Raw genomic sequence first — 15,970 nt, forward strand, 5'->3', positions numbered from 1 at the left:
CAGCAATGGATCAAGCCTCATCCGAGCGCAGCTTGCTGGAGAAAGCGACAATCTTCATCAAGGTGCCAGCGGTCGTCATGCAAGTTGGCTCGACCAACAACAAGGATCGGCGCCTCGAAAGTCATCAACGCGTTTTTAAGTAGGAAGCGCATGGGCGGGACCACGCGGGTTCCATCCTCGAGTTCGAGGACAAACTTATCAGGCCGTGAGACGAGCACCACACCGCAGATGTGGGCATTAATTGCGCGAGTCGCGGAATTTTGCGCAGTCAGCATGTCCGTAAAACACTCGCGCGGCAGTGCAGGCAAGCGTGTCATCTCGCGGCAATGGCAGAGTACATTAACGCTATCCTTGGCCGCCCGTGAAAGCGCGTCAAGCATCCGCAATGCGAATTTAGTTATTCCAAGGAGCTGCGCAAACGGCACCGGATTTTCAGAAATGCTATTCGCATGAATGCGCTCTGCGGATTTTTCGAGCATGCTGCAGAATTGAGAAATCAGGTCAAACGCCGCCGCGTTGCCATCGAGCAACTCGGCTGTACCGTTTTGCTTAACAGATTTCGTCGCCTTGATCTCGACGATAAGGATGCCGCGATCAACATAGATCGCAATTTGACATTGGCGCTGCAAATGCCTGATGAGTGGCCGGAAAACTTTGGCGTGGACCATTCTGCGCAAATCGGCAGTGGAGATCTCAATCGCTTCGTCCTCATGTGGATTCTCGTTGGCAAGTAACGCCATCGCAAAATACGGTTCGCTGAATTTCGACGTTTTCATGCTGATGACTGGGTTGTCGACCACGATCTGGCCGATACCTATTCTGTGGCATTCGGTGACGCCCCTTGGTGATAAAAACGCCTCTCAGAGGCAATTTCGCCCCGCACAGAAAGTGACTCGCGCGAACATTCAATCCGCAAGACCGAGAAACACCGCAAGGCGGCGCTCGATCTCGATCAACTGGTCACGATTCAGGGCCCCGATCCTCGGCCCCAGCTTGTCGCGCCGGATCGTCGAGATCTTGTCGAGCATGACCTGCGAGCGCTTGCGCAGACCGTTCGTGTCGGATGGTTCGAGTGTCACGCGTAGCAACGGCGCATCGACGAGCGTGCTGGTGATCGGGAGTACCGTCAGGGTGGCGAGACGTTCGAAGCGGTCGGCCTGGATGATCAGCGCAGGCCTTGGCTTGCCTAGATCTCCAGGCAGCGCCACGGTGATGAGAGTCCCTCGGATCAAGCGGTCCAGCCCTCGATCGATTCGACGCTTGCGTCGAGGAAATCCTGGAGCGCACGATCCTTCGCATCGGCACGGTTGACCTTGAGCGACTGCCGATGACAGGCCTCGGCAAAGCCGGGTTGACGCGTATCAGGAACCCATAGCTGCACAGGCCGAAGTCCCGCCGCACGCAGCGCGGCGCGATGCTTGCTGACACGGACCCGGATGGGTGTCGACATGAGATTTCTCGCTTTGTTACATGAAACGAATCGTACCACGCCCGAATGTGCCGGGTGGGGATTCATGCGAATCGGGCCTGCGTGACGTGATGGTACGCGTTGAAAATGAATACTCCAGCGCGTTCGATGTTGATCAACCGGCACCGTCGATGTGCGTCGTCAGTTCTGCAAAACGCCAATCTACTGGACACCAAAAACCAAACCGCTTGGACGGAAGCGCCAGACCGGCTGGACACCGACGCTAGCCTGGACACCAGCGCCACCGCTTGCCTTGCGTTGCGGGCAAACTGCAAGATGCGTAGGATTGAATCCCATATTCGTGAGCGAGGATCCAGGCATGCGTTCCACGCAGCAGTTCAGTATTACGCTACCCAATGACATGGCCGACGTGGTGCGCGCCAAGGTTGCGGGCGGTGAGTACGCCACCGAAAGCGAGGTCATTCGGGACGGTTTGCGATCTCTAATGGCGCGTGATCGGGCGGTGGAGGCTTGGTTACGCGAGACGGTGGCGCCCGCCTACGATGCCCTCAAGGCCGATCCATCACGGGGGATTCCTCTGGCAACTGCGCGCGCAGAGTTGGCGGCCGGTCGCCGGAAAGCCACTGGCAAGCGGTGAAAGCCTACCAAGTAGTCCTCACCCCCGAGGCGCTCAACCAGCTGCGCGCGATAGAGCGCTACATCGCAGCCGCGTCAGGCCATCCGATGGTCGCAGAACGTTATGTCGACGCCTTGGTCAGCTATTGCGAATCGCTGGCCACGTTTCCGCAGCGCGGTGCGCGGCGCGACGACATCCGACCGGGCCTACGGCTGGTGCCCTACCGCGGCAGCGCTGAGGTGGCTTTCGTGGTCGACGAGGAGGAGGTCTGGATCATCGGCGTGTTCTACGGTGGCCAGGACTACGAGAGCGCCCTCCTGCCAAGCGACCGTGAACGCTGACCGACATGTTGCGATCCGATGTGGTTCTCGACGGGCATGGAAAGCGACGAAGATCCACTCCGGCAGCACTTGCCGTCAGGCCATGAAGTCACCGCAATTCACCTCGCCATAGTTAGTGCGTGCAACTTGGTGTTGCCGTCCAGGCTGGCGTCGGTGTCCAGCCGGTCTGGCGCTGCTGTCCAGTTTGCTTGGCGCTGGTGTCCAGTGATGCTGGTTTTACAGTCCAGTTGCCTGGTTTTTTGCATCAGTTCGGTCGGTTGTGGCGTCGAACATTGGGCAGCCATCATCGCGCGCAATGGCGCGGAATGGATGAATTGCGAGCGCGCGCGCAAGTGCGCTGGCAGCCTACTCCGTGTTTGCGGGCGACGTGACGGCGCTCCATAGCCAGACCAGTGCCAGCAGCCACCTCAGAGCTGCCTGATGGGTCAGCTCGAGCACGGTCTCTTCATCGGGTGGGCGCAGGACAGTGAGGCTGGTTCCGTGCGCATGGGTTGCCTCGGAGATCAGAGCAGCAGGAACGCCCAGCGTCAGCAGACTTGCGCGCACACGTGCGAGATCCCCGCCAGTCGGAACGAACACCGCATCGTGGTCGGCACCCGTCAGCGTGGCGTGCCCGGTTTGTGCCCAGAGCTCCGACAGCGCGAGCAGGTCATCATCCGGTCGTCGCGCCAGTGCCGACTTGAACGGTGCTGCGCTGGCGAGCAGCCTCGGTGGCAAGAGCCGTGCACGCGGCTTCTGAAAGCCGTCAACCGGCCACGGAACTTGTCCTCGCAGGACCAGCAACTTGCGCGCGGCAGCCTCCAAAGCCTCGCTCTGGGACGGCGAGAGATTGACCTGTAACTGCGCCTCATCGGCGGGCAGCCGGCGTCGCAGCCGCGCATAGGCATCCAGGTCCGCTGGCAGCAATCCGCCTTTGGCGATCAGCGGCGGCGGCTCGGTGATTTGCTCGGCAGGCACCTCGTGCGGCGCATGCGCGAGCCGGTTCAGGGTGATTGCGATGCGTTGGCCGCTCTTCACGCCGCCTGCGGTCGTCCACGCCACATCAATGGCGCCGCCTTCGACGTTTGATGCAGCCAGGATCTGTTGCCGTTCGGCGTTGCGGCCCTGCAGCACGCTGTGACCGACGAGAACGGCAGGGTCAGCGATGTAGCTGCTGATCGGCGTCTCGATGCTGGCATGGCCTGAGAGGCACAGGATGCGGTGGATATCGCGGGCGCGCGCGCCCTCGGTCAAAGCAAGTGCACGGTGCCGCGCCGTGACCCGGGTTTTGCGCAACCAATACAGACGGGCGTCTTCATTCCCGGTGACCCAGCGCAGCAGCTCGCCCTGGCGATGCTCGAGCAGTGTGCGACCAAAGCGCTTCCGCGCGCCGGCGGCGACGGCGAACAACGGTACCCGTTGGGTCTGATCGGCAGAAACCCGGCTACGCTCGGTCTCGAGCCATTCGCAGAACCAGGGTCGTACACGGACCCACAACGATCCTTCGAGCGGCACGTAGCCAATCGAAGTCCTGGTCTTGGCTTCACCGTAGCCGCCGGTGCGATGCACGTGCACCCAATCGCCGGCCTCGCCAAACAAATGCAGATCAGCCAACAGCAGGCCACGTGCGGAGCGGGGCCGGATGCCGCTGGCGGCAAGCACGACGAACTGCACGATCCGCAGCTCGGCCAGGCGGATGAGATCGGGCGCTGCATCGGGACGCGCCAGCAGATCGGCTCGATCCTGTTGGAGCACCTCATACACCTTGGCCAACTCGTGCTCGCTGTAGAGACCTGGATCAAGATGGGCTTGGCGGAGCCCGGCCAGAGCAGCAATCGCATCCCAAGGCAGGGGCGTGGCCTGTTGGCGCTGGTTGAAAACTGACCATCAAACAGGGGTTCTGCCGGTTCAATATTGACCAGGGTGTTCAACCTAACCTGCTGAGTTTTTAACCAGCAGGACCACGAGGTGATCACCATGAGTCAGTACTCCAAAGTTCGCCGGATGTATTTCCGGGAGAAGGTCGCGATCAGCGCGATCGCACGCCGCAATAATCTGTCGCGCAACACGGTCAGGAAGTGGCTCCAAGCGCCCGAGCGCGACGAGCTCAAGTACACACGGCCGCAGGGCAAGACCAAGCTCGATCCGTTCATGGCCGCGCTGCGGCAGGCGCTGGAAGCGGATGCGCATCGGCCCAAGCGGGATCGACGGACGCGGTTGAGGCTGTTTGCCGAGATCCAGGCGCAAGGCTATGCCGGGAGTTACTCGCAACTGACCGAGCGCATCCGGCACTTGCGTGCCGAGGCCGGATTGGCCACGGCACGTGCAGCGTATGTGCCGCTGCAATTTGAGTGGGGCGAGGCGTTCCAGTTTGACTGGAGCGAGGAAGGCATTGTCATCGGCGGTGTCTACCGCCGCGTGCAGCTGGCGCACATGAAGCTCTGCGCCAGCCGTGCGTTCTGGCTGTGCGCGTATCCGGGGCAGAGTCACGAGATGCTGTTCGATGCGCACACCCGCGCGCTGACTGGCCTCGGCGGTGTGGCCCGGCGCGGCATTTACGACAATATGAAAACGGCCGTGGACAAGGTCGGCAAGGGCAAGGAGCGCCTGGTCAACGGCCGCTTCGCGGCGATGTGCGCGCACTATCTGATCGATGCGGATTTCTGCACCGTCGCCGCCGGCTGGGAGAAGGGTCGCGTCGAGAAGGACGTGCAGGACAGCCGGCGCGGGATCTGGCAGGAGGCGCTGGCCGAGCATTTCGCCACATTCGCCGAACTCAATGCCTGGCTGGCGGAGCGCTGCAAGGCGGCGTGGCAGAGCGCGCGACACCCGGACTTCCCGGGGATGAGCATCGCCGAGGCGCACGCGTACGAGCAGCCGCACCTGATGCCGATGCCGAGCCGGTTCGATGGCTACGTCGAGGTCGTGGCACGGGTCTCCAGTACCTGCCTGGTCACGGTCAAGCGCAATCGCTACTCGGTGCCCTGTGAGTACGCAGGTCAGCGCGTCAGCGTGCGACTGTATCCCGAGCACATCGTGATCTGCGCCGATGCGCAGATCGTCGCCGATCATGTGCGCGGCCTGGACCGCGATCAGGTGGCGTACGACTGGCGGCATTACGTCCCGCTGCTCGAGCGCAAGCCCGGCGCGCTGCGCAACGGCGCGCCGTTTGCCGAGATGCCGGCGCCCTTGCTCGCCCTCAAACAGGCGCTGCTGCGCCATGTGGGTGGCGACCGGGTCATGGCCCAGGTGCTGGCCTCTGTGCCGACCTTCGGCCTGGAGGCCGTGCTCGTTGCGGTGGATCGGGTCCTCGAGTCCGGCGCACCCAGCGCCGAGCATGTGCTCAATGTGCTCGCGCGGCTGCGCGCCACGCCGACCCCTGACCGCGTCGAGACCACGCTGCAGCTGATCGAGGAACCGGTGGCCGATCCGCAGCGCTACGACCGCCTGCACGGCCTGGGGGTGCGCCATGCCCAGGCCTGACACCCTCGCCGAACTCAAGGACCTCAAGTTGCACGGCATGGCGCAGGCCTATGCCGAACTGCTGCAGGAAGGCGACACCGCTGCCATGCAAACATCGCACTGGCTGATCGATCACCTGATCCGTGCCGAGAACACCGATCGGGCGATGCGCTCCATCCGCCATCAGATGCAGGCCGCACGGTTCCCTGTCCATCGCGATCTGGCCGGCTTCGACTTCACGGCCGCCAAGGTCGACCGCGCCCTGATCGAGCAGCTCGCCACGCTGGACTTTACCGAGGCCGCGCACAACCTCGTCCTGATCGGCGGCACCGGCACCGGCAAGACCCATCTGGCCACCGCGCTCGGCGTCGCCGCCGTCACGCAGCGCGGCCTGCGCGTGCGCTTCTACTCGACCATTGAGCTGGTCAACACGCTGGAACAGGAGAAGACCGCGGGCAAGCAAGGCCGTCTGGCCTACGCGCTCATGCGCATGGATCTGGTCATCCTCGACGAGCTCGGCTACCTGCCGTTCTCGCAAGCCGGTGGCGCGCTGCTGTTCCACCTGCTGTCCAAGCTCTACGAGCACACCAGCGTCATCATCACCACCAACCTGACGTTCGCCGAGTGGGCCGCGGTCTTCGGTGACGCCAAGCTCACCACCGCCTTGCTCGACCGCCTGACCCATCATTGCCACATCGTCGAAACCGGCAACGAGTCGTTCCGCTTCCGTCACAGCAGCGCGACCGCCAAGGCAAAAATCAAATCCCGCGAGCACACACGAAAACTCGGCGCGGAATCCAGCAGCACCGACGACACCAACGATCCCTTCTGAGGACCCCAAACCCTATACTTATCCACAGCCGAGGGGCCTTCCCCTCGGCCTCCATCCCTGGTCAGTTTTGAACCAGCAGAGGTGGTCAGTTTTCAACCAGCGCCAACAGTCCGCGATATTTCGGTGAATTCGCAGCAAGCTGCGAGCGACGTCCGTCAGCCACATCGTGTTGACGGACGAAGGCAGTGCCCCATCCAGTCTGGCTAGTAGGCTCAGCAGGTTAGAAGCGGGCAGGTCGTTGGGCGCGGCCATCAAGGCCAAGAGTATTGCTGCGGTCAGTGCTGGACAATGTCAGTGGCAGATGTTTTATAGGCCCCAGGGGTTGATGACCTTGAGCCCGACAGCCTGGAACGGGGATGCGTCACGTGTCGCAATGGTAAAGCCGTGTGCGGCGGCGATGGCGGCGATGTAGCCGTCTGGCGTTGGGAAGCCCTTGCCAGTCGCTCGTGCCGTTACGGCCAGCTTGGCATAATGCCGGGCTGCGTCCGTGTCGAACGCAAGAACCCGATCCCCGAACAGTTCCAACAACCCATCCAGCGTTTGAGCCAGTGCGTCCTTACGTCTGCCGGTCGGCAGGGCCCCAATGCCGAACAGCAGCTCAGCGAGCGTGACGCTGGACAGGTACAGCGTTTCCGCGACTTGATCGTCCAGCCACGTGCGTACCTCCGGATGTGGCCGTGGCTTCATCGCCTCGGAGACGACGTTGGTATCCAAAATGATCATCCGAACTTCACAGGCTCGGCAGTCGTTTTGTCGCGCATTTGTTCAAAAGCAGCGAAATCCTCATCGGACAGCCCGGCGCGACGCCCCAGCTCCGCCAAGGCTGTGCCCAGGCGAAGGCGTTCCGCTGGCTGGACGGTCGTTTCAAGTATTTCGCGGATTTCCGCCTCGGTGCTGCGGCCGTGCATGGCGGCGCGTACACGGAGCGCGCGATGCACCTCGTCCGGTAGGTTTCTAACGGTGACTGTCGCCATGATGGCTGCCTTGAATCTATGCTATCAATGATAGCATTTTACACAAATGATATCACACGACCGCCCAACCGCCTAGCAGCCACCACCGCTCCTGTAAGCCTTGCAGGACACTCGTTCCGAGTGGTGCCGTACCGTTCCCAGTGCCGTGCTACAGGGAATTGGACGCAAGTGCTACAGCGACGCGGCAACACCTTCACCTCTCGCTTGGGTGTACCCGCCGATCTTCGGCCCCTTCTCGGGAGGGTTGAGATCACCCGCAGCTTGCGGACGGGTGAAATCAGGCCTGCGCGCCCAGCATGCGTTCGACATAGCGCGCCAGCAGGTCGACTTCCAGGTTGACCGCGTCGCCCGCTGCGCGCTGGCCGAAACAGGTGTGCTCGAGCGTGTGCGGGATCAGGTTGACGCCGAAGTCGGTGCCGTCCACTTCGTTGACAGTGAGGCTGACGCCGTCGATGCACACCGAGCCCTTGCTGGCGATGTAGCGCGCCAGTGCGGCGGGCGCGCTGAAGCGCCAGCGCTGCGAGCGCGCGTCGGCATGCACGTCCCGCACATGACCGACGCCATCGACATGACCGGCGACCAGGTGTCCGCCCAGCGCATCGCCGACGCGCAGGGCCTTCTCCAGGTTCACCGCGGCGCCCTCGCGCAGTACGCCGAGCGTGGAGCAGGCCAGCGTCTCGCGGGATACGTCGGCGGCGAATTGGCGCGCATCGAGTTCGATCGCGGTCAGGCACACGCCGCTGACGGCGATGCTGTCGCCGGGCACGACGCCGGTCAGGTCCAGCGCGCCCACATCGATGCGCAGGCGCAGGTCGCCAGCGCGCGGCTCGATGCGGGCGATGTGACCGACGGCCTGGATGATGCCGGTGAACATGTCAGTCTCCTCGATGCGGGCGCAGCAACAGGCGCAGATCGTCGCCGAGCATGCGTTGATCCAGTGTGCGCAGTTGCCAGCGTGCGCTCATTTCAGCCAGCGCCGGCAGGCGCAGCAATGGCCGCGCGCTGTCGCCCAGCATCACCGGCGCGACATACAGCAGCAGCTCGTCGACCAGACCCGCGGCGAACAGCGCGCCGGCGAGCGTGGCGCCGGCCTCCACCTGCAGCTCGTTGCAGCCGCGCGCGGCCAGCAGCGCCAGCGCGGCGTGGAGGTCGAGTCCGGCGCCGTGGCACGCAACTGGCACGCATTCGGCGCGCGCATAGCCGGCGTGTGCGGGGCGCGCATGCGGCGCGTGCAGGATCAGCGTGGGTGCCGTGCCATCCAGCAGGTGAGCGTCGACGGGCAGGGCATCCAGACGTGTATCCAGCAGCACGCGCAGCGGTGGCACGAAAGGCTGCGGCTCGGCCAGGCGCACGCTGAGCCGTGGATCGTCGGCGCGTGCCGTGCCGGCGCCGGTGAGCAGGGCCGAGCTGCGCGCGCGCCAGCGCGCCACGTCGCCGCGCGCGGCGCTGCCGGTGATCCACAGCGAGCGCCCGTCGGCCAGCGCGGTGCGGCCGTCCAGGCTCAGCGCCATTTTCAGCCGCAGCCACGGGCGGTCGCGCTCGATGCGGCTCATGAAGCCGCGATTCAGCTCGCGCGCCGGCGCCTGCATCAGGCCCACGTCGACCACGATGCCGGCCGCGCGCAGGCGTTCGATGCCGGCGCCGACGACCTGCGCGTATGGATCGACGCAGGCCACGACCACGCGCGCCACGCCGGCCGCGACCAGCGCATCGGCGCAGGGCGGGGTGCGCCCGTGGTGCGCGCAGGGTTCCAGCGTGACGTAGGCGGTGGCGCCGCGCGCCGCGGCACCGGCCGCGCGCAGCGCATGCGCCTCGGCGTGTGGCTGCCCGGCGCGTTCATGCCAGCCGCTGCCGAGCACGTGTTCGCCCCGCGCGATCACGCAGCCGACGCGCGGATTGGGCTGCGTGGTGAACAGGCCGCACTCGGCCAGGCGCAGCGCGTGCGCCATGTGCGCGTGATCGCTGGCGCTGAACGGGTTCATGCCGCGTCCGCCCGCGCCGCTTGCAGCCCGATGCGCATGACCGTGGCCTGCCAGGTGCCGCGCGTGAAGTCGCCGCAGCGTTGCCAGCCGCGCGTGGCGTAGTAATCGTGCAGCTCCGGCGCGCAGTACAGGTACAACCCAGGCAACCCCAGCGCGCGCGCCGCGTCCACGCAGCGTTGCAGCAGCGCAGTGCCGATGCCGCGTCCGCGCCGGTCTGCGCGCACCACCAGGCTGGCCAGCCAGGGCGTCCATGGGCGCGTATCCGCGGGCGTGTTGACGAGCAGGCTGCAGCCGCCGAGAAAGGCTCCGTCAGCGTGCGCGATGAAGCTGGTCGGCAGCGCACCGCGCTGCACATGCGCACGCACGCGCAGCAACGTGGCATCAAGGCGCATGTCGGCGATCATGGGCGCGAACGCGGTCATTTGCGCGGCGGCGAAATCCCTGTGCAAGGCGGGCGCGTCGCAGGCGTAGTCGATGCGGAATTCCATGCGCAGCGCTCAGCGCTTGCCGTTGCGGACATTCCTGGCCGGCTTGCCGGGTGTGTCCTCCGTCTCGCCTTCGAGCAGCGGCAATTGCAGACCTTCGAGCGCGGGCAGGTCGCGCTCCAGCCGTTCGATTTCCTCGCGAAAAGCCTGCACGTCCTCGAAGCGCCGGTACACCGAGGCAAAGCGCACGTAGGCGACCTGGTCGAGTTTCTTCAGTTCACCCATGACCAGCTCGCCGATCTGCAGCGAGGGCACCTCGCGCTCACCGCCCAGACGCAGGCCATGCAGCACCGCGCGCAGCGCGGCGTCGATGGCTTCGGCGCCGACCGCGCGCTTTTGCAGCGCGCGCTCGAAGCTGGTGCGCAGCTTGCGCTCATCAAACGTCTCGCGGCGACCGTCGCTCTTGATCACCGCGGGAAGACGAATTTCGGCGGTCTCGAAGGTGTTGAAGCGCTCACCGCAGGCCGGGCACTCGCGACGCCGGCGCACGGTGCTGCCGTCCTCGCTCAGACGCGAGTCGATCACGCGCGTGTCCTCGTGCTGGCAGAAGGGGCAGTGCATCGAATGGCCGTGTGTTCAGCCGTACACCGGGAACGCGCGGCACTGCGCGGTGACCTTGCTGCGCACGGCGGCGATCACGGCCTCGTCGGCGGGCGCGTCGAGCACGTCGCAGATCCAGCCGGCCAGCGCGGTGCACTCGGCCTCGGCATAGCCGCGCGTGGTCACCGCCGGGGTGCCGATGCGGAGGCCCGAGGTGACGAACGGCGAGCGCGGATCATTCGGTACGGCGTTCTTGTTGACGGTGATGTGCGCCTTGCCCAGCGCGGCCTCGGCGTCCTTGCCGGTGACCTCGCGGCCGATCATGTCGACCAGCATCAGGTGATTGTCGGTGCCGCCGGAGACGATCTTGTAGCCGCGCGCCACGAACGTGGCGGCCATCGCGCGCGCGTTGCGCACGACCTGCGCCTGATAGACCTTGAAGTCCGGCTCCAGCGCTTCCTTGAAGGCCACCGCCTTGGCCGCGATGACGTGCATCAGCGGGCCGCCCTGGGTGCCGGGGAAGATCATCGACTGCAGTTTCTTCTGCACATCCTCGCTGGCGCCTTTGGCCAGGATGATGCCGCCGCGCGGGCCGCGCAGGGTCTTGTGTGTGGTGCTGGTGACCACGTGCGCGTGCGGCAGCGGGCTGGGATACACCCCGGCGGCAACCAGACCGGCGACGTGCGCCATGTCCACGAACAGGTATGCCTGCACGCCATCGGCGATGGCGCGCAGGCGCGCCCAGTCGAGCACGCGCGAGTAGGCGCTGAAGCCCGCCACCAGCATCTTCGGCCGGTGTTCCTGCGCCAGACGTTCGATCTCGGCGTAATCGACCAGGCCGCCGGCATCGACGCCGTACTGCGTGGCGTGAAAGATCTTGCCGGAAAAGTTGACCTTGGCGCCGTGGGTGAGATGACCGCCGTGCGCCAGGCTCATGCCGAGGATGCTGTCGCCCGGCTGCAACAGGGCGAAGTACACCGCGGCGTTGGCCTGCGAGCCGGAGTGCGGCTGCACGTTGGCGTAGTCGCAGTCGAACAACTGCTGCGCGCGCGCGATGGCCAGACGCTCGGCGATGTCCACGTACTCGCAGCCGCCGTAATAGCGCTTGCCAGGGTAGCCCTCGGCGTACTTGTTGGTGAGCACGCTGCCCTGCGCCTCGAGCACGCGCGGGCTGGCATAATTTTCGGAGGCGATCAGCTCGACGTGGTCTTCCTGGCGCTGGCGTTCGGCGGCGATGGCGCGCGCCAGCTCGTCGTCATAGCCAGCGATCTGCAGGGTGCTGGGGAACATGGTGAACCTCGGGCGAGGCGCGGCGCAGCCGTCGCGCGGATGCAAAAGTCTAACGGAGGCGCGGGTTTGCGCCTAGCAGCGCTGGCGCCGCGCGGCGCGCTCGGAGATAATCGCGTGTCGCCAACGTAGCCCGGTTTGCCCGGCCTCACACATGCGCGGCGTCTGCGCAGCGTCAGTCTTGCCCGTGCAGAGCCTGCCCCGGCGAAGGCGGGGGCGGGCATCCGGTAACTGGCTTTGCGCTGGATGACCCGCTGCGCTGTCGTGAAGCGATGTCCGCCCGCGCGGGCATGACGGGGCGGGATGGTCCTGTTTCTTTTTCCTGGCAGCCGCGCCGCGCGCCCGCGCAGCGGGCGTCATGCAATCTTCGGAGTCCTCCATGCAATACATCTACACCATGATCGGCGTGAGCAAGATCGTTCCGCCGAAGCGCGAGATCATCAAGGACATCTCGCTGAGCTTTTTCCCCGGCGCCAAGATCGGCCTGCTCGGCGTCAACGGTTCCGGCAAATCCACGGTGCTGCGCATCATGGCCGGCACCGATACCGAGTTCAACGGCGAGGCGCGCCCGCAGCCCGGCATCAGGATCGGCTATCTGGCGCAGGAGCCGCACCTGGATCCGCGCAAGACCGTGCGCGAAACCGTGGAAGAAGGTTTTGCCGAAATCCTCGATGCGCAAAAGCAGCTTGAATCCGTCTACGCCGCCTATGGCGAGGACGGCGCCGATTTCGACAAGCTCGCCGCCGAGCAGGCGCGGCTGGAGGGCATCCTTGCCGCGGGCGACGCGCACACGCTGGAGCGGCAGATGGAGATCGCCGCCGACGCGCTGCGCCTGGCGCCCTGGGAGGCGAAGATCGGCGAGATCTCCGGTGGTGAGCAGCGCCGCGTGGCGCTGTGCCGTCTGCTGGTGGGGCGCTATGACATGCTGCTGCTGGACGAGCCCACCAACCACCTCGACGCCGAATCGGTGGAATGGCTGGAGCACTTCCTGCAGGGCTTCACCGGCACCGTGGTCGCGGTGACCCACGACCGTTACTTCCTCGATAACGCCGCCGAGTGGATCCTCGAGCTGGACCGTGGCCGCGGCATTCCGTGGAAGGGCAACTATTCCTCGTGGCTGGAGCAGAAGGAGCAGCGCCTGAAGCAGGAGGAGGCCGGCGAGAGCGCACGGCGCAAGGCGGTGGCGCGTGAGCTGGAGTGGGTGCGCCAGGCGGCCAAGGGGCGCCAGTCCAAGGGCAAGGCGCGCATCAACCGCTTCGAGGAGCTGAACTCGGTCGAGTACCAGAAGCGCAACGAAACCAACGAGATCTACATTCCGCCTGGCGAGCGTCTGGGTGGGCTGGTGCTCGAGTTCGACAAACTCTGCAAGGGTTACGCCGGGCAGATGCTGATCGAGGACTTCAGCGCCAAGATCCCGCCCGGCGCCATCGTCGGCGTGATCGGGCCCAATGGCGCCGGCAAGTCCACGCTGATGAAAATGATCATGGGCATGGAAAAGCCCGACTCCGGCGAACTGATCATCGGACCGACGGTGAAGCTGGCCTTCGTCGACCAATCGCGCGCCACGCTCGACGGTAGCAAGAGCGCGTGGCAGGAAATCTCCGGCGGCGCCGACATGATCACCGTGGGCCGCTACGAGACGCCCTCGCGCGCCTACCTGGGCCGCTTCAACTTCAAGGGCGCCGACCAGCAGAAGCTGGTCGGGCAACTGTCCGGCGGCGAGCGCGGGCGCCTGCACCTGGCCAAGACGCTGATGAGCGGCGGCAACGTGCTGCTGCTGGACGAGCCATCCAACGACCTCGATGTGGAAACCTTGCGCGCGCTGGAAGAGGCGCTGCTGGAGTTCCCCGGCTGCGCCATCGTGGTCTCGCACGACCGCTGGTTCCTCGACCGCATCGCCACGCACATCCTCGCCTTCGAGGGTGATTCGCACATCGAGTTCTTCACCGGCAACTACCAGGAATACGAGGCCGACAAGAAGCGCCGCCTGGGCGAAGAGGCCGCGCAGCCGCACCGCGTGCGCTTCAAGAAGATCGCCTGAGCCGCGCCGGCTTGCGCCGGTCAGCGGCTATGCTGCGCACATGATCGGCATTTCTCCGCGCCAGCTCGAGGTGTTCGTTGCCGTCGCCGCGCTGGGCAGCGTGCGCGCCGCCGCCGAACAACTGCACCTCACCCAGCCCGCGGCGAGCATGGCGCTGGCCGAGCTGGAGCGGCGCATCGGCGTGGTGCTGTTCGATCGCGCGCGCCAGCGCCTGCACTTGAACGCGCGCGGTCGCGCCATGCTGCCGCAGGCACGCGAGGTGCTTGTGCGCATGCAGGCATTGGAGCGCAACGCCGCCGCCAGCCCCGACGAACTACTCGGCGAGCTGCGTATCGGCGCCAGCAACACGGTCGGCAGCTACCGTGTCGGCGAGCTGCTGGGCGGCTTCATCGCGCTGCACCCGCAGGCCTCGGTGCAACTGCTGGTGGACAACACGCAAACGGTACTGGAGCGCGTGCTGGATTATTCGCTCGATGTCGGTTGCGTCGAAGGCCCGGCCGCGCGCGCCGGGCTGGACGCGCTGCCGTGGCGCGAGGATGCGCTGTGCGTGTGCGCGCGTCCCACCCATCCGCTGGCGTCGCGCAAGCGCCTCGCGCCCGCCGATTTCGCCGGTGCGCGCTGGATTCTGCGCGAACACGGCTCGGCCACGCGCGCCCTGGTCGAGCGCGAGCTGACGCGCCTGCCGGCCGGCGTCACCGTGCTGGAGCTGGGCAACAGCGAGGCGATCAAGCAGGCGGTGCTGGCCGGGCTTGGCGTGGCCTGTCTGCCGCGCGTGGCGGTGCGCGCCGAGCTGGCGGCGGGCGAGCTGCGCATCCTGCCGACGCCGTTTCTGGATTTGCAACGCGAGCTGTCGCTGGTGCTGGCGCGTGGACGCTACCGCGGCGCGTTGCTGCAAGCCTTGCTGGATACCGCGCAGGCGGCGCCGTTGAATTCGGCGGCGACCATCAAGTCGCGCGCGCGCGGCGCACGGCAAACCGCGGCGCGCGCCTAGCTTGCTTTGCCACGCGGCTCGGGTCATGTGTCGCGGCAAGCCGGCGCTGCGGCCATGCGCTCAGTTTGAGGGTGATGCATGCGCGCGCAAGGCGCTGCCGTCGCGGGCAGTGGGCGCTGGTCGCGACGCGGCGCGCAATCGCATGAGCGCTTGCGCCAGGGTGGCTTGCGACAACTCACCGACGTGCGCGCTGAGCAGCCGCCCATCGGGCGCGATGAACAGCGTGGTCGGCAGCCCCGGCGAGTGGTAGGCGCGCAGCAGCGCGCCGTCGCCATCCAGCAGCACCAGCGGCGGATCGAGCCGGTGCGCGTGAAGGTACGCACGCACCGTGGCGGCATCCTGGCCTTGATCGATCAGCGCGATGCGCACGCCGTGTTCGTGGCGTGCCGCGTGCACGAGCAGCGGCAGCTCGCGCACGCAGGGCGGGCACCAGGTAGCCCACAGGTTCAGCACCAGCGGCGTGCCGCGCAGCGCCGCCAGTGGTTGCGGCGCGCCATCCAGCGTGCGCAGGGTGACCTCGGGCAGCGGTGTGCGCAATGGCTGCGAGATGCTGATCATGGCGCCGATCAGCCCGGCGATCACCAGTCCGCTGGCCGCGCTCAACGCCAGCGGGCGGCGCAGTGCGGGGCGCCGCCACAGCCATAACGCGCCACCCAGCAGCGCCACGATCGCGCCCGGCCACGGGGCGAAGCCCAGATCGCGGATGTCGAGCATGGCCGGCACGCCGGAGTAACTGCGCCAGTGTCGGGCGACGAAACCAATGCGCGCGGCGAGCAGGCCCAGCAACAGCAGCAGGTACAGCGCCGGCTCGGCGTCGGCGCGGCCGTGACGGCGCTCGCGCCAGGCCACCAGTGCGGCCACGGCATAGCCGATCAACATCAGTACCGGTCCCCACGGCAGCACCAGCGGGCCCAGCGGCAGTGCCTGCATGGCGGTCTCCGGTTGCGCAGGCGCGATGGTAGTGCCACGCGCGCAAGGTTTCGTTCGACGCGCGGGCCGCAGCGCGCATAG

The 15,970-nt window shown here is 66.1% G+C and carries 19 protein-coding genes; 7 read left to right on the top strand and 12 right to left on the bottom strand.

Features of this window, described 5'->3' with window-relative positions; all coding sequences use genetic code 11:
• Window positions 1-17 precede the first annotated feature (17 nt).
• From Mschef_RS03125 to Mschef_RS03135, 3 genes are all read right to left on the bottom strand, one after another.
• Window positions 18-776 carry a hypothetical protein gene (locus Mschef_RS03125; RefSeq protein ID WP_136256385.1) on the bottom strand — a complete coding sequence of 253 codons (759 nt, stop codon included), beginning with the start codon at window positions 774-776 and terminating at the stop codon, window positions 18-20.
• A 129-nt stretch (window positions 777-905) separates the two neighbouring features.
• On the bottom strand, window positions 906-1,232 hold the full coding sequence (locus Mschef_RS03130; protein WP_176212393.1) for a type II toxin-antitoxin system PemK/MazF family toxin: 327 nt from the start codon (window positions 1,230-1,232) through the stop codon (window positions 906-908).
• On the bottom strand, window positions 1,229-1,450 hold the full coding sequence (locus tag Mschef_RS03135; protein WP_081126357.1) for an antitoxin MazE family protein: 222 nt from the start codon (window positions 1,448-1,450) through the stop codon (window positions 1,229-1,231). Before Mschef_RS03135 ends, Mschef_RS03130 begins: the two co-directional genes overlap by 4 nt.
• 337 nt (window positions 1,451-1,787) lie before the next feature.
• On the opposite strand from Mschef_RS03135, the gene Mschef_RS03140 reads away from it, so the two are divergent.
• Window positions 1,788-2,066, top strand: coding sequence for a ribbon-helix-helix domain-containing protein (locus Mschef_RS03140; RefSeq protein ID WP_081126358.1), 279 nt, complete (start codon window positions 1,788-1,790; stop codon window positions 2,064-2,066).
• Complete coding sequence (locus Mschef_RS03145; RefSeq protein WP_081126359.1) at window positions 2,063-2,386, top strand: type II toxin-antitoxin system RelE/ParE family toxin; 324 nt, start codon at window positions 2,063-2,065, stop codon at window positions 2,384-2,386. Before Mschef_RS03140 ends, Mschef_RS03145 begins: the two co-directional genes overlap by 4 nt.
• Before the next feature lie 345 nt (window positions 2,387-2,731).
• Here the strand turns inward: Mschef_RS03145 and Mschef_RS03150 are convergent, their stop codons facing one another.
• Window positions 2,732-4,138, bottom strand: coding sequence for a hypothetical protein (locus Mschef_RS03150; protein ID WP_081126360.1), 1,407 nt, complete (start codon window positions 4,136-4,138; stop codon window positions 2,732-2,734).
• Window positions 4,139-4,342: 204 nt separating this feature from the next.
• Here Mschef_RS03150 and istA point away from each other — a divergent pair, with 204 nt between their 5' ends.
• Window positions 4,343-5,848 carry an IS21 family transposase gene (gene istA / locus Mschef_RS03155; RefSeq protein WP_136256384.1) on the top strand — a complete coding sequence of 502 codons (1,506 nt, stop codon included), beginning with the start codon at window positions 4,343-4,345 and terminating at the stop codon, window positions 5,846-5,848.
• The gene (gene istB / locus Mschef_RS03160) at window positions 5,835-6,659 is read left to right on the top strand and encodes an IS21-like element helper ATPase IstB (protein WP_081126362.1); all 825 of its coding nucleotides are present in this window, start codon (window positions 5,835-5,837) and stop codon (window positions 6,657-6,659) included. Before istA ends, istB begins: the two co-directional genes overlap by 14 nt.
• Before the next feature lie 306 nt (window positions 6,660-6,965).
• Here the strand turns inward: istB and Mschef_RS03165 are convergent, their stop codons facing one another.
• Both Mschef_RS03165 and Mschef_RS03170 read right to left on the bottom strand, forming a co-directional pair.
• Window positions 6,966-7,382, bottom strand: a complete 417-nt coding sequence (locus tag Mschef_RS03165) for a type II toxin-antitoxin system VapC family toxin (RefSeq protein ID WP_081126363.1) — start codon at window positions 7,380-7,382, stop codon at window positions 6,966-6,968.
• Entirely contained in the window at window positions 7,379-7,633 is a 255-nt protein-coding gene (locus tag Mschef_RS03170) for a FitA-like ribbon-helix-helix domain-containing protein (RefSeq protein ID WP_081126364.1), read from the bottom strand. The genes Mschef_RS03165 and Mschef_RS03170 overlap by 4 nt, the downstream gene beginning before the upstream one ends.
• A 27-nt stretch (window positions 7,634-7,660) precedes the next feature.
• Here Mschef_RS03170 and Mschef_RS18355 point away from each other — a divergent pair, with 27 nt between their 5' ends.
• Window positions 7,661-7,972 carry a DUF6538 domain-containing protein gene (locus Mschef_RS18355; RefSeq protein WP_425486737.1) on the top strand — a complete coding sequence of 104 codons (312 nt, stop codon included), beginning with the start codon at window positions 7,661-7,663 and terminating at the stop codon, window positions 7,970-7,972.
• Here the strand turns inward: Mschef_RS18355 and Mschef_RS03175 are convergent.
• Genes Mschef_RS03175 through glyA form a run of 5 tightly spaced genes read right to left on the bottom strand, consistent with a single transcriptional unit; the run spans window position 7,911 to window position 11,930 of the window.
• Window positions 7,911-8,507 carry a riboflavin synthase gene (locus tag Mschef_RS03175; RefSeq protein ID WP_081126365.1) on the bottom strand — a complete coding sequence of 199 codons (597 nt, stop codon included), beginning with the start codon at window positions 8,505-8,507 and terminating at the stop codon, window positions 7,911-7,913. The genes Mschef_RS18355 and Mschef_RS03175 overlap by 62 nt on opposite strands.
• Before the next feature lies 1 nt (window position 8,508).
• The gene (ribD, locus tag Mschef_RS03180) at window positions 8,509-9,615 is read right to left on the bottom strand and encodes a bifunctional diaminohydroxyphosphoribosylaminopyrimidine deaminase/5-amino-6-(5-phosphoribosylamino)uracil reductase RibD (protein WP_242426429.1); all 1,107 of its coding nucleotides are present in this window, start codon (window positions 9,613-9,615) and stop codon (window positions 8,509-8,511) included.
• Window positions 9,612-10,103, bottom strand: coding sequence for a GNAT family N-acetyltransferase (locus Mschef_RS03185; RefSeq protein ID WP_081126366.1), 492 nt, complete (start codon window positions 10,101-10,103; stop codon window positions 9,612-9,614). The genes ribD and Mschef_RS03185 overlap by 4 nt, the downstream gene beginning before the upstream one ends.
• 9 nt (window positions 10,104-10,112) lie before the next feature.
• On the bottom strand, window positions 10,113-10,661 hold the full coding sequence (nrdR, locus tag Mschef_RS03190; RefSeq protein WP_081126367.1) for a transcriptional regulator NrdR: 549 nt from the start codon (window positions 10,659-10,661) through the stop codon (window positions 10,113-10,115).
• A gap of 15 nt (window positions 10,662-10,676) precedes the next feature.
• Window positions 10,677-11,930, bottom strand: a complete 1,254-nt coding sequence (gene glyA / locus Mschef_RS03195; protein WP_081126368.1) for a serine hydroxymethyltransferase — start codon at window positions 11,928-11,930, stop codon at window positions 10,677-10,679.
• A 376-nt stretch (window positions 11,931-12,306) separates the two neighbouring features.
• Here glyA and ettA point away from each other — a divergent pair, with 376 nt between their 5' ends.
• Both ettA and Mschef_RS03205 read left to right on the top strand, forming a co-directional pair.
• Complete coding sequence (gene ettA, locus Mschef_RS03200) at window positions 12,307-13,968, top strand: energy-dependent translational throttle protein EttA (RefSeq protein ID WP_081126369.1); 1,662 nt, start codon at window positions 12,307-12,309, stop codon at window positions 13,966-13,968.
• Window positions 13,969-14,008: 40 nt separating this feature from the next.
• The gene (locus Mschef_RS03205; protein WP_081126370.1) at window positions 14,009-14,959 is read left to right on the top strand and encodes a LysR substrate-binding domain-containing protein; all 951 of its coding nucleotides are present in this window, start codon (window positions 14,009-14,011) and stop codon (window positions 14,957-14,959) included.
• A gap of 60 nt (window positions 14,960-15,019) precedes the next feature.
• Here Mschef_RS03205 and Mschef_RS03210 read toward each other — a convergent pair whose 3' ends face one another.
• The gene (locus Mschef_RS03210) at window positions 15,020-15,889 is read right to left on the bottom strand and encodes a TlpA family protein disulfide reductase (protein ID WP_081126371.1); all 870 of its coding nucleotides are present in this window, start codon (window positions 15,887-15,889) and stop codon (window positions 15,020-15,022) included.
• Window positions 15,890-15,970 lie beyond the last annotated feature (81 nt).

The organism is Metallibacterium scheffleri, assembly GCF_002077135.1.
GTDB classification, from domain to species: domain Bacteria; phylum Pseudomonadota; class Gammaproteobacteria; order Xanthomonadales; family Rhodanobacteraceae; genus Metallibacterium; species Metallibacterium scheffleri.